The organism is Micromonospora sp. KC723, from assembly GCF_004348595.1.
Classification (GTDB): Bacteria; Actinomycetota; Actinomycetes; order Mycobacteriales; family Micromonosporaceae; genus Micromonospora.
The window spans coordinates 21,630-33,856 of the sequence record NZ_SMKD01000059.1 but is presented as its reverse complement, the minus strand read 5'-3'; the positions used below and the strand labels follow the sequence as shown (position 1 = coordinate 33,856).

Annotated in this window: 11 protein-coding genes; 7 read left to right on the top strand and 4 right to left on the bottom strand. The window is 71.4% G+C overall.

Going from position 1 to position 12,227, the window contains the following annotated elements:
• On the top strand, positions 1-1,741 hold a 1,741-nt coding region (locus E1165_RS15440), incomplete at its 5' end, for a beta-galactosidase (RefSeq protein ID WP_132392023.1).
• Positions 1,742-1,761: 20 nt separating this feature from the next.
• Here E1165_RS15440 and E1165_RS15435 read toward each other — a convergent pair.
• Complete coding sequence (locus E1165_RS15435; RefSeq protein ID WP_132392021.1) at positions 1,762-2,412, bottom strand: LysE family translocator; 651 nt, start codon at positions 2,410-2,412, stop codon at positions 1,762-1,764.
• A gap of 104 nt (positions 2,413-2,516) precedes the next feature.
• Here E1165_RS15435 and E1165_RS15430 point away from each other — a divergent pair, with 104 nt between their 5' ends.
• On the top strand, positions 2,517-3,134 hold the full coding sequence (locus E1165_RS15430) for a GNAT family N-acetyltransferase (RefSeq protein ID WP_132392019.1): 618 nt from the start codon (positions 2,517-2,519) through the stop codon (positions 3,132-3,134).
• A gap of 25 nt (positions 3,135-3,159) precedes the next feature.
• On the opposite strand, the gene E1165_RS15425 is transcribed toward E1165_RS15430, so the two are convergent.
• On the bottom strand, positions 3,160-3,555 hold the full coding sequence (locus tag E1165_RS15425) for a YkvA family protein (protein WP_132392017.1): 396 nt from the start codon (positions 3,553-3,555) through the stop codon (positions 3,160-3,162).
• Positions 3,556-3,675: 120 nt separating this feature from the next.
• On the opposite strand from E1165_RS15425, the gene E1165_RS15420 reads away from it, so the two are divergent.
• The 3 genes from E1165_RS15420 to E1165_RS15410 all read left to right on the top strand — a co-directional run bounded on the left by E1165_RS15420 (position 3,676) and on the right by E1165_RS15410 (position 7,256).
• The gene (locus E1165_RS15420; protein ID WP_132392015.1) at positions 3,676-4,149 is read left to right on the top strand and encodes a DUF1992 domain-containing protein; all 474 of its coding nucleotides are present in this window, start codon (positions 3,676-3,678) and stop codon (positions 4,147-4,149) included.
• Between the two features lie 95 nt (positions 4,150-4,244).
• Positions 4,245-5,153: an aminoglycoside phosphotransferase family protein gene (locus E1165_RS15415; protein WP_132392029.1), complete on the top strand. Its 909-nt coding sequence runs from the start codon at positions 4,245-4,247 to the stop codon at positions 5,151-5,153.
• 201 nt (positions 5,154-5,354) lie between these two features.
• Entirely contained in the window at positions 5,355-7,256 is a 1,902-nt protein-coding gene (locus tag E1165_RS15410; protein WP_132392013.1) for an ABC transporter ATP-binding protein, read from the top strand.
• Positions 7,257-7,526: 270 nt separating this feature from the next.
• Here the strand turns inward: E1165_RS15410 and E1165_RS15405 are convergent, their stop codons facing one another.
• Positions 7,527-8,411, bottom strand: a complete 885-nt coding sequence (locus E1165_RS15405) for a DUF2268 domain-containing protein (protein WP_132392011.1) — start codon at positions 8,409-8,411, stop codon at positions 7,527-7,529.
• Between the two features lie 787 nt (positions 8,412-9,198).
• Here E1165_RS15405 and E1165_RS15400 point away from each other — a divergent pair.
• The gene (locus E1165_RS15400) at positions 9,199-10,035 is read left to right on the top strand and encodes a phosphotransferase family protein (RefSeq protein ID WP_132392009.1); all 837 of its coding nucleotides are present in this window, start codon (positions 9,199-9,201) and stop codon (positions 10,033-10,035) included.
• A gap of 183 nt (positions 10,036-10,218) precedes the next feature.
• On the opposite strand, the gene E1165_RS15395 is transcribed toward E1165_RS15400, so the two are convergent.
• Positions 10,219-11,442 (bottom strand): erythromycin esterase family protein, encoded by a 1,224-nt coding sequence (locus tag E1165_RS15395; protein WP_132392007.1) that lies wholly within the window; start codon positions 11,440-11,442, stop codon positions 10,219-10,221.
• 58 nt (positions 11,443-11,500) lie between these two features.
• On the opposite strand from E1165_RS15395, the gene E1165_RS15390 reads away from it, so the two are divergent.
• On the top strand, positions 11,501-12,208 hold the full coding sequence (locus E1165_RS15390; protein WP_132392005.1) for a TioE family transcriptional regulator: 708 nt from the start codon (positions 11,501-11,503) through the stop codon (positions 12,206-12,208).
• Positions 12,209-12,227: the final 19 nt, after the last annotated feature.

Sequence of the window (12,227 nt, the reverse complement as noted above, 5' to 3'; positions counted from 1 at the left end):
GCCCTGGTTCACCCTCGCCCACCCGGACGCGCTGCCGGTCACCGCCGCCGGGGTGCGCCTGCACCACGGCAGCCGCGACACCTACTGCGCCGCCGCCCCCGCCTACCGGGCCGCCGCCCGCCGCGTCGCCGGGATGCTCGCCGACCGGTACGCCGAGCATCCGGCGCTGGCCATGTGGCACGTGCACAACGAGTACGGCACCACCTGCCACTGCGAGCACACCGAGGCGGCCTTCCGTGCCTGGCTGGCCCACCGGTACGGTGACCTCGACACGCTCAACGCCGCCTGGGTGACCAGCTTCTGGAGCCAGCACTACTCGGACTGGGCCCAGATCGGCACCCCCCGCGCCACCCAGTACCTGGCCAACCCCGGCCACCTGCTCGACTTCCGCCGGTTCTGGTCCGACACCCTGCTCGCCGCGTACGTCGAGCAGCGGGACCTGCTGCGCGCCGCCAACCCCCGGATGCCGATCACCACCAACTACGTCCTCGGCGACTGGGTGCCGGTCGACCACGCCCGCTGGGCCCAGGAGGTGGACCTGGTGGCGATCGACCACTACCCGTCGGCCGTCGACGGCGGCGCCGAGGAACAGACCGCCCTCGCCGCGGACCTGGCCCGGGGCTGGGCCCGGCACGCCACCGGCGGCGGATCACCGGCCTGGCTGCTGATGGAGAGCGCCGCGAACCAGATCTACACGGGCCGGCGGATGCACACCAAGGAACCCGGCCGGATGTTCCGGCACAGCCTCTCCCACGTCGCGCGCGGCTCGCGGGGAGCGATGTTCTTCCAGTGGCGGGCCCCGGCCGGCGGGGCCGAACGCTTCCACGCCGCGCTGGTGCCGCACGCCGGCCCGGACAGCCGGATCTTCCGCGAGGCGGCGCAGCTCGGCGCGACTCTGGAACGGATCGCCGAGTGCGACGCGGGCAGCGTCGAGGCGTCCGTCGCGATCGTCCACGACGCGGCCAGCGGCTGGGCGTTGCAGCACCCCGGTCTGCCGTCCGAGGCACTCGACCACCAGGCCGAGGTCGCCGCCGCGCACCGGGCGCTGTGGAGCGCCGGGTACGCCTGCGACGTGGTCGTCCCGGGCGACCGCGTCGAGGCGTACCGGCTGCTGGTGCTGCCCGCGCTCTACCTCGCCTCCGACGCCACCGCCGACTGGGTACGCGGGCACGTCGCGCGCGGCGGACACCTGCTGGTGACCTGGCTCAGCGGCGTCGCCGACGAGCACGCCCGGGTCCGCCTCGGTGGCTACCCGGGCGCGTTCCGGGACGTGCTGGGGGTACGGGTGGAGGAGTTCCATCCCCTCGCCGACGGCGAACAGGTGCCGCTCTCCCCGGCCGGCACCGGGCGGATCTGGGCCGAGACGGTGCACCTGGCCGGCGCGGAGACCATCACCGCGTACGCCGGCGGGACGCTGGACGGCCGGCCGGCGGTGACCCGGCACCGGTCCGACGCCGGGGTCGCCTGGTACGTCTCGACCCGTCCCGACGACGAGACGTACCGGCAGTTGATGGTCGAGGCCGCCCGCACGGCCGGCGCCCACCCGGTCTGCCCGGACGTGCCACCCGGCGTCGAGGCGGTCCGCCGCCGCGCCGGCGAGGCGAGCTGGCTGTTCCTGATCAACCACACCGACCGGCCGCAGCCGGTCCCCGCCGACGGGGTGGACCTGCTCACCGACACACCGGTCACCGGCAAGGCGGTGGTGCCGGCCGGCGGTGCCGCCGTGATCCGCGAGACCTGACCCCGAGTGGCCCGGGTGCGTCAGGGCACCGCGACGGCGGCGCGGGAGCGGTCCGCGGCGATACCCACCGCCAGGCCCGCCAGCACGGTGCCCGTCACGTAGCGCTGCGCACGCGCCCAGCCGGGCCGCCGGGTCAGGAACGCCGACACCGACCCGGCGGTCAACACGATCAGCCCGTTGACCGTCAGCGCGACCGCGATCTGGGTGAGGCCGAGCAACAGGCTCTGCACGGCCACCTGCCCGCGTGCCGGGTCGACGAACTGGGGCAGCAGCGACACGTACAGGATCGCGATCTTCGGGTTGAGCAGGTTGGTGACCAGCCCCATCGTGAACAGCCGGCGGGGCCGGTCCGGCGGCAACGGCGTCGGCGTGAACGCCGAACCGCCGCCCGGCCGCAGCGTCCGCCACGCCAGCCAGAGCAGGTACGCCGCCCCGGCCAGCTTCACCGCCGTATACAGCGGCGGCACCAGCACGAACACCGTGGCGATGCCGGCCACCGCGGCCGCCAGGTAGACCAGGAAACCGACGGCCACCCCGAGCAGGGAGACCAAGCCGGCCCGCCGGCCCTGGGTCACCGACCGGGACACCAGGTAGACCATGTTGGGCCCGGGTGTGAGCACCAGGCCCAACGCCACCAGACCGATCCCCGCCAACGCACCCACCGTGACCATCGACGCCCCCATCCTCGTTCGGGTGACCGTACCCGCCCCACCGCACCGGCTCGACAGCCAATGCGGGACTGCCGGCCTGGGTGACGGTGGGTCACACTGCACGGATGTCGATGACGTTGCGTGTCCCGGCCACCGGTTCCACCCCCGCGCTCGCGCTGCGCCCGTGGCGGGCCGACGACGCCGAGGCGCTGGTGGCCGCGCACCGTGACCCGGCGCTGCGGGCACGCACCCGGCGACCGCTGCGGGACGTCGCGGAGGCCCGCCGCTGGGTCACGCGCGCCGGACAGGGCTGGGCGGCGGGGCGCCGGTTCAGCTTCGCGGTCTGCGAGGTGGCCGGCACCAGCGAACGGCTGGTCGCCCATGTCCTGCTCAAGGAGGTCGTTCCCGGCCGGCCGGACGCGGAGGTGGGCTACTGGACCACCGCCGACGCCCGTGGTCGCGGGGTGGCCTCCCGAGCGCTGGAGGCGGTCTCCGACTGGGCCTTCACCCGGTTCGCGGCCGCCGGGCTGACCCGACTCGAACTGCTCCACCAGATCGACAACCCGGCCTCCTGCCGGGTGGCGGAGAAGACCGGGTACGCCTTCGTCGAGATGCTGCCCGCCCAGCCGCCGTGGCCCCTGGACGGGCACCGCCACGTACGCCTGCGCCGCACACCTCCGACCTCGACCGCCGCGCTGCCCCGGCCCCGACGCGCCGTCGACGGTCCGGCCGCCACGTCCTGACCGCTACGGCCGACCTGGCGAGGGGTCAGGGGCGTGCCGGGCCGAGCAGCCGCAGTAGCAGTCGCCGCTCTCCGGGCCAGGCGGCCAGCAACACCTCACGGGGCACCTGCCGCCCGGCGTAGCGCAGCGCCAGGGCCACCACGACGATGTCGTCCAGCGGCCCGACGACCGGCAGGAACTCCGGGATGAGGTCGATCGGGCTGGCCAGCCACAGCCCGGCCAGTACGACAGCCACCCTGGCCCGCCGGGGCACGCGCGGGTCGGCGCGCAGCCGCCGCACCGTGGTCAGGCAGTCGGGGATGAGAGCGGCCAGCTCCCGCGGCACACCCGGGGGCAGCCGACGGGCGAGCAGCACCAGCACCGCCCAGCCGGCGACAACGCCTGCCGCCGCCACGCCGAGGCCCACCAGCCAGTCCCGCATCGTCCCTCCTCTGCCCGGAATCTACGCCGTGCCCTGTGTCCTCCCGCCCGGGCTGTGGGAATGCCGGCCGTCGCCGCGCGACCCGGGTGGTGGCTACCGTGGGGACCGGGAGGTGTCGGGATGACCAGCAACGCGGAGGCGAGGGCCGAGGCGCAGATCCGCTCCGCGCTGGAGCGCGGCGAGTTCGACAACCTGCCCGGCGCGGGCAAACCGATCCCGGGCCGAGGGCTGCCCTACGACGAGTCGTGGTGGATCAGAAGCTTCCTGGAACGCGAGGCGCTGCCGAGCGACCTGTTGCTGCCCACGCCCCTGCGACTGCGCCGCAAGATCGACAAGCTTCCCGACGAGGTACGCGACCTGCCCACCGAGCAGGCCGTCCGGGCGGTCGTCGCCGATCTCAACGCCCAGGTCGTCGCCTGGCTGCGCAACCCGGACGGGCCCCGCGTCGTCGTCCGCCCGGTCGACGTCGAGGATGTGGTACGACGGTGGCGCGCGCAGCGGCGGGCGTCAGCGGCCCCACCGGCCGCGCCACCAACCCCCGTCGGGCCCGCCCGCCGGCGGTGTCAGTGGCGGCTGCCGTGGCGCCGCCGCTGACACCGGTGTCCGCTGCGAGCCGAATGCCCGTGGCACCTGTCCCGACGGCGCGTACGCAGTCGCGGTCCAGGTCGTCCGATGGAAAGATCCTCGGCATGCCCCTGCACCACGACGAGGTTCCCATCGACGAGGTGACTGTCCGATCGCTGCTGGAAGCCCAGTGCCCGCAGTGGGCCGGCCTGCCGCTGTCACCAGCGGGCGCGGGCACCGACAACACCATGTACCGGCTCGGAGACGACCTGCTGGTGCGGGTTCCGCGAACTGCCGACAAGGCACGATCGCTGCGCAAGGAGCAACGTTGGCTTCCCCGGCTGGCGCCGCTGCTTCCGCGTCCGATTCCGGAGCCCGTCCATGCCGGCACACCGATTCCCGCGTTCCCGCTGCCATGGTCTGTCCACAACTGGATCGACGGGCACGAGGCCCGGCAGGACACCATCAGCGACTGGGCCGGCTTCGGGGCAGACCTGGCGGCGTTCGTACGCGAACTGCACCGCGTCGACCTGATGGGTGCATCCCGCGCGGGCGATCTGAGTTGGTACCGGGGAGGGAGCCTGCGGGCCTGCGACGAGTGGATCAGCCAGTGTTTCGATGACTGTCGAACCACCGTCGGCCGGGACCTGCGCGTGGAGTCCCTGCAAGAGCTGTGGCGCGCGGCGCTCGCCCTGCCGGGGCCCGCCGGCGGCCATGTGTGGTTGCACGGCGACCTGAAGCCGACCAACCTGCTGGTCAGAGCGGGCAGCCTTTATGCCGTCATCGACTTCGGTGGACTCTCCGTCGGCTTTCCCGACGCCGAGCACTCCACCGTCTGGGACCTGCCGGCTCAGGCGCGGCAGGCGTACTGGAACGCCATGAACCTCGACGACGCGACCTGGACGCGGGCCCGGGCATGGGCGATCGCTGTGGGCGTCAGCGGGATCTCCTACTACTGGCACACCTATCCCGCGTTCGTCGCCGAGTGCCGGGCACGGCTCGAAGCCGTCCTCACCGACGCCGGGGAACGCTGAGTCGACGGCAGCAGGCGCCAGCGCTTTCGTTCCTTCCCGCCGGAGAAACTCCCCGCGGAGAAACGGAAGGCGACGCCGCACGACTTCGCCTAGCCTCGCGAGGAGAACCACACCCACCCGACACGAAGAGGAGATCGGTCATGAGGACGTCCGGCGGTTTCCCCGGTTCCCTGCCTGTCTCCACCGCCGGAAAGGCACTTCGTGTTAGGTCTGTTCGAAAACCCTGTTGACCCCTTCCCGTCCGGCGACAACCGCACCCCGGCCGCCGGCGTCCGGCGGTTCCTCCTGGAGGAACTCCGGCCGCTGCGTCCGGTCGTCGCCGTGGCCGTCGCCACCACGATCCTGTGCGCCGCGATCGAGGTGTGGCTCATCGGGTACGCCGGGCACCTGGTCGACACGCTCGCCGCCGCGAACCCGGACACCCTCTGGGCCGACCACGGCACCGAGTTGCTCGTCGTCGCCACGTTCGTGCTGCTGATCAGGCCCCTGGTCAATCTGGTCGGCGAGGCGCTGGACGACATCGCGTTCCGGGCCAACGCCCGTCCGCTCGCCCGCTGGAGGACACACCGGTACGTGTCCCGGCAGTCCGTCGGCTGGTTCCGCGACGACCTCGCCGGGCGCATCGCCACCTGGGTCCGCGACGGCGGCGATGCCGCCAGCACCGCCGCGTACTCGGTCATCCACACGCTGGTGTTCGTGGTCGCCTACACAGCCGGCTCGGTGTGGCTGATGTCCGCGATCGACGTGCGCCTGCTGCTCCCGCTGGGTGCCTGGGTCCTGGCGTACGGGCTGCTCATGTGGTGGGCGGTGCCCCGCTACCGGCGCGCGTCGGAGCGCCTGCAGGACGCCGAGTCCGCGCTGACCGGCCTGCTCGTCGACTCGTACGCGAACGTCGACACGCTCGCGCTGCTCGGCGACCACGATTCTCGTACCGAGTACGACCGCCGGGTGTTCGCGCTGGCCAGGCGCGCGCACCTGGACGTGCAGCGGGTCGAGGTGACGATCAACAGCAGCATGATGGCGCTCGGTGGCGCGCTGCTCGTCGGGCTCGTCGGATACGGGATCGCGCTCTGGCGTACCGACGCGGCCCCCCTGGGTCTGGTCGCCGCCGCGCTGGCGCTCAGTTTCCGGATCACCTCGATGGCGGAGTGGCTGCTGGACGCCGTGTCGTCGTTGTTCGGCTCCGTCGGCGCGCTGCGGCGGGCCCTGAGGACCATCGCGCAGCCACTCGCGGTCGCGGACAAACCTCAGGCGGCCCCCCTGCGGATACGGGGTGGCGCCATCCGTTTCTCGCAGGTCAGCCACCACTATGGCCGGGGCGCGGGCGGCCTCGACCGGCTGAGTCTCGACGTCGCCGCCGGTGAGCGCGTCGGCGTTGTCGGCCGCTCCGGAGCGGGCAAGTCCACGCTGGTCGGCCTGCTGCTGCGCTTCCATGACGCGGAATCCGGCACGATCATGATCGACGGCACCGACGTCACGGACGTGACCCAGGAGAGCCTGCGTGGCCAGATCGCCATGGTCGCCCAGGAAGCCACCCTGTTGCACCGCTCGGTCCGGGAGAACATCGCCGGCCCCGGCGGCACGGACGAGAAACAGCTCGAGACGGCGGTACGCCGGGCGTCCGCCGACGGATTCGTCGCCAGGCTGAGGGACGCGGACGGCCGGACCGGCCTGGACGCGCATGTCGGCGAGCGCGGCGTGCGCCTGTCCGGTGGCCAGCGGCAGCGGATCGCGTTGGCTCGCGCGTTCTACCGGAACGCGCCGATCCTGGTCCTGGACGAGGCCACGTCCGCGTTGGACTCCGAGGCGGAGGCCGCCATCCACGACACGCTGGACGAGGTGATGACCGGCCGTACGGTGATCGCGATCGCGCACCGGCTCTCCACCATCGCCCGCATGGACCGGATCGTGGTCCTCGACGCCGGCCGGATCGCCGAGCAGGGCACCCACGCCGAGCTGATCGAACGCGGCGGCCTGTACGCGCAACTGTGGTCGCGGCAGTCGGGCGGATTCCTCGGCACGGTGGTGGAGCAGGATGGGGCACCCGTAGCGGCTGGTGTCCCTGGTGCTGCGTCCGGTCGACACGGAACCCCGTCCGGATGAGTGGCACGGCTGAAGAGGGCGGTGACCTGCGGGTCAGGTGAGGCCACCGCTCTCCGGCCCCGGGTCGCCGTGTGCGTTCGCTGTCAGATCCGGTTCATGGTGGGGGTGTGTCCGCCACCGCCGCGGTACCCGGGATCTGGCTCAGCCACTGGACGTGCGGCGATGTGGACGCGGAGCCCGTCGCACGTGTCAGGAGCCCGACGTGGTCGTAAGTGGGTGATGCCGGGCCTCGTCGCGGGGTCCTGGATCGTCCACTCCACCGTTCCAGTGTTACCCGCGGCGCAGCGTGGTTGCGATGATCTCCGAGCTGTCGGCGTGCAGGGCCTGTGCGGCGGTCTGCCCGGTCGCCGCCAGGTAGGTGTCGACCAGCCGGTTGCCGGCGGCGTATCCGGCGCCCATCGGCAATCCCACCGGGGTGAGGCCGAAGCGCTCGGCGCTGGGGTCGCCGTGCACCCAGGCAGTGAAGTTGTGCATGCCTGTCACGTCGAGCCCGGTGAGCACCTTGGCGAAGACTTCGTCGTCGTGCAGGTGCGGCACGCCGATGCGGGTGTGGCCGAGCTCGTCGCCGTAGAGCTGACGGGCGAAGGCGTCGGCCAGTCCCTCGGAGACGATGTGGTCGCCGACCGTGACGGTCATCGGGTCCCATACGATCCCGCCGGGGCCGAACCGCAGGTTGTGGTGGAGTTCGTGCACGGCGGTGGCCTCCAGCCGTTCCACGTTCTCGGGGAAGGGCCAGAGCGTGATCATGATCTGGCCGGAGATGCCGCCGAACCCGGTTATGCCCTGGCAAGGGCCCATGAAGTGCTCGTCACCCGGATCGCCGAGGACAAACAGCACGGTGATGTCCGGGGCCACCAGCCCCGGCTTCGCCTCCAGCAGTACGGCGAGAGCGTCGTCCAGGGCGCGTTGCATCCGCTCCCAGGCCCCGGCCGCCGCCAGGGTTTCGAGCGCGTCAAGGCAACGGGCCTCGTCGCGGTCGATGGGGAACCCGGACGCTTGCAGGTGCATGGCCACCAGGTCGACCTCGCCGGGGTAGTAGCGGTAGATGCCCTTGATGGGCTCCAGCATCGCGCGCAGCAGATCAACGCGGTCCGCAGCCGGGGCCAGCAGGATCTGCCTCATGGTGGAGCAGGTGTCAAAAACGGTGATCGACATGGCCTCGATGCTAGAAGTTGACGTAGCGTGAGGGTCAACCCAGCGGTGCTCGTTGCCGAGGGTAGGGCCGACCCGCTGTCTGCCGGTCGGTCGGCATCGCCACGGGCAGACGCCCACACCCGAGCCGAAGTGGGCCGTCGTGCGCATCCGAACTGGCCAACGGCGCACACGCGTCGTGCCGGCGGCGGGGGGCTCGTGACGCGACAGCCGTCAGAGGTTTGCCGGCAGTGCCGCCTCCGGCGCCCCGATTCTCTCGACGTGCAGCCGGAACGACCCCGGGTGTCGCGGTTCTCGCCAACACCCCCCATACGCCCGGACGGGTTGGCTTGCCGTTACAGGAGTTGAACGCGGATTCGGCTCGGCGTTGATGGTTGCCAGTCGTCTCGGTTGGCCTGAGGTCGGCACTGTCCGAACCACATCTGCGCTCGAGTGCTTCAGCATGTGGCGCGAGGGTCGGCCCTGACGTCACCGCTGGCCTCCGACGCTCGCCGGAGGCGTCCGCAGGAGCCAAGGCCGCGATTATCGGATTTTCGTTAATGCTAATCCAGTAAATGCGCCGACATAACGGGCATAACGGGGGCACACCATAATGTCTGTTCTGTTGCAGTGCTCGCCAGCGTGCCCGCTGGCCTCTTCTTGGCCCGGCTGTCCGGTCCCGCTGTAGCTGACACGTCGCTCGCAACGGAGACGCCGGACCATCGGTGACTCGGTCCTGAACGAGGGCGAGGTACGTTGGTGGACCCGAAATACGGCTGCTGCGCCACGAACCCTGAGCTACGGTGCTGCGATGCAGGCGTGTGAGGCTCGGCAGGCAACACGGGCAGCCATATGGAGCGCCTCGTCACTCGGCCTAACCGCCCACGACGCCACCGTCCTGCACAACTCGAACAAGCTCACCCTGCGTCTGCAACCCTGCGACGTGCTGGCGCGGGTGGCGCGGGTGGCGGCGGCGGCGCACCAGTGCGCCCAGCTTGAAGTGGACGTCGCACAGCGGTTGGCCGAGGTCGGGAGCCCGGTGGCCGCGCTGAGATCACCCGAGGTCTTCGTCCGGGGCGACTACGTGGTCAGTCTCTGGGCCTACTACGAACCGGTGACTACTCAACCGATCCCGAACGCGGAGTACGGCGGCGCGCTCGAACGTCTGCACGCCGGAATGCGTAAGGTTGACCTGCCCACCCCGCACTTCACGGCCCGGGTTTCTGAGGCCCGGGCGCTCGTGGCCGACCACGCCCGAACGCCGGAACTGGCTGACCCGGACCGGGTCTTCCTCGCCAGCACGTTGGACCGCATGCGCCGAGCGGTCAGCGAGAGCGGCCGGCCCGAGCAGCTCCTGCACGGCGAACCCCATCCGGGCAACCTGCTCTCGACCCAGGCTGGACCGCTCTTCATCGACTTCGAGACGTGCTGCCGCGGGCCGATCGAGTTCGACCTGGCCCACGCGCCCGACGAGGTCGCAGGCCACTACCCGGGCGTCGATCACCAGCTGCTCCGAGATTGCCGAACCCTCATGCTGGCGATGATCACAGCGTGGCGCTGGGATCGCGACGACCAGTTCCCCGACGGCCACCGGCTCGGCATCGAGTGGCTGAAGGAACTCCGGAGGGCGACTGCTCAGTCTGGATAGGTACGCCGACTCACGTTGTCGACAGGACAGCCGGTCATCCCGTCCGCTCGTATCAGAGGCAACGGGCAACAGCAGAGTGGATCGGACACCGAACGTCAGCAGCCCGGCCGTACGCTGGGGCCGGACGTCGTCGACGAGTAGCCGGCGACGCCCGGCCGCCAACCGTTGATCACCTGTCGGTGTTCACGCCACCGGCCACCACGCCTGTCCCTCGGGAGCGTCCTGGACGAACACGATCGCGTCGGTGCTCGCCAGGTGGGTCGGGTCCAGCGGCGAGTAGCCGAACCACGGGGACACCCGGGGAGCGGGCGTCATGTCGCCGAGGATGGTGGCGAGTCGGCGGGAATCGACGACGTACCGGTCCTCCGGAAGCGCGTACAGAAGCCCTTCGATGGTGTCCGGGGGTGGGGTCTCCACACCGTGGTGGCGGATCGTGCCGAGAGCTGTGGCCAGGAAGGCGTACCCCTCGCCCAGTTGGGCGCTGACGATCGCCCCGGCGCTCCACCAGTGCACCGGCTGGCCGCTCATCTGCACCCTGCTCCTGTCCCGCTGCAGATGCCCGTTGTGGGCGTGCGCCAGCGCCGGGCCGTGTTCGGCGATGGCGAGTAGATTGGCGGCCATCATCGAGGCCCGCTGGCCCAGCAGCCGCGCCACCCGGCTCGGCGACGGGTCGGCCATCCACCGGTGGTAGTGCAGCAACCCGGTGGCGGTACGACCGTACATGCGTGCCCGGTTCCAGTCGTCCCGCGAGGACGCCGTCACGAGGTGTGGCGTCTGCGTGTCAAGCAGGGCTACCAGGTCGTCGGCGAGCAGCCGCAGCTGCTGGGCCTCGGGCGTCTGTCCCACGGACTCGGACGGGTCCATCATCGCGGCGGGACTGGTCCACCGGTCGTCGGCGCCGAGCAGGCGATCCAGCGTTTCCGCGGTGCAGGGCAGCAGATCGGCGCCGACCCAGGCGGTGAGGTAGGCGTGAAGTGCGGTGAGGGCCCGCCGTGGGCTCGCGGCACCGGTGATCTCCAGCGGGCCGTCGAAACCGGCGAAACGCAGCCGCTCGGACACGGGCCGGCCGTCGTTGTACGCGCGCATCCAGCGCACAAGCGCGCGGTTGGCCGCGGACGCGCCGAACCCGTGGCTGAAGCCACGTTCCATGACCTCGTCGAGGGTGCCCGTGCCCGACGTGACGTAGTCGTCCACGACCAGGCCCGCGATGCAGTCGCTCTCGATCGCGATCGTCCGATAGCCCTCGTGCTCGACGAGTTGCTGGAAGAGTTCGTTGCGCACCTCCAGCAGAACGTCCTCGCCGTGGGTGGGCTCGCCGAGGGCGAGCAGCCGTGGCCGGGCCGGAAGCAGCCTCATGACGGTGGCGGCGTCAACGGCGTGCGCGGTGTCTGTGATGCCTTCGATCATTTCCTCAACGATATCGTTGAACTGACGGTTGAGGCTTCTCGGCAGTATTGGCAGGACAGTGACGGGAAACCTTCAAGACAGCAGGCGGCTCAGGCCGGTCGACCTGGCGCGTGGGCACGGTTTGTCCGCGCAGGCGGTCAGGAACTACGAGGCGGCCGGCATCCTCCCGCGCGCCGAACGCAGCCCCCACGGCTACCGCAGGTACACGGCGCTGCACGCGCAAGCCCTGCGCGCGTTCCTCGCCCTGGTGGCCGGGCACGGCCACCAGACGGCCACGTCGATCATGCAGGCGATCAACCGTGACGCGACCGAGGATGCGTACCGGATCATCGACGAGAGCCACGTCCAACTTCTCGACGACCGCCGCACCCTCCAGGCTGTCGAGGCCGCTCTTCGCGACCTCGCGCCGGTGCCGCCGGAACGTGGCGACACGTTCGTCGGTCCCCTGTCGAGAAGGCTCGGCATCCGCCCGGCCACCCTACGGAAGTGGGAACGCGCCGGGTTGGTCCAGCCACGTCGCGATCCACGGACGGGCTACCGGGTCTACAGCGCGGCCGACGTACGCGACGCCCTACTGGTCCACCAGCTCAGACGGGGTGGCTACCTGCTGGAGCAGATCGCCCCGCTGATCGCCCAGGTCCGTTGCGCCGGAGGGGTCGCACCGCTGGAGTCGATGCTGGGCGACTGGCGGGCCCGCCTCTCGGCCAGGAGTCGCGCCATGCTCACCGGCGCCGCCACACTGGACGCCTACCTCCGCTGCCGCTGACGCTCCCGTCCCAGGCCCC

What these genes read in the sequence shown, in the direction of transcription:
- E1165_RS15435 (WP_132392021.1), bottom strand. Translation starts at nt 2,412, where the DNA reads ATGGTCACGGTGGGTGCGTTGGCGGGGATCGGTCTGGTGGCGTTGGGC.
- E1165_RS15415 (WP_132392029.1), top strand. Translation starts at nt 4,245, where the DNA reads ATGCCCCTGCACCACGACGAGGTTCCCATCGACGAGGTGACTGTCCGA.
- E1165_RS15425 (WP_132392017.1), bottom strand. Translation starts at nt 3,555, where the DNA reads ATGCGGGACTGGCTGGTGGGCCTCGGCGTGGCGGCGGCAGGCGTTGTC.
- E1165_RS15395 (WP_132392007.1), bottom strand. Translation starts at nt 11,442, where the DNA reads ATGATCGAAGGCATCACAGACACCGCGCACGCCGTTGACGCCGCCACC.
- E1165_RS15405 (WP_132392011.1), bottom strand. Translation starts at nt 8,411, where the DNA reads ATGTCGATCACCGTTTTTGACACCTGCTCCACCATGAGGCAGATCCTG.
- E1165_RS15400 (WP_132392009.1), top strand. Translation starts at nt 9,199, where the DNA reads ATGCAGGCGTGTGAGGCTCGGCAGGCAACACGGGCAGCCATATGGAGC.
- E1165_RS15430 (WP_132392019.1), top strand. Translation starts at nt 2,517, where the DNA reads ATGTCGATGACGTTGCGTGTCCCGGCCACCGGTTCCACCCCCGCGCTC.
- E1165_RS15420 (WP_132392015.1), top strand. Translation starts at nt 3,676, where the DNA reads ATGACCAGCAACGCGGAGGCGAGGGCCGAGGCGCAGATCCGCTCCGCG.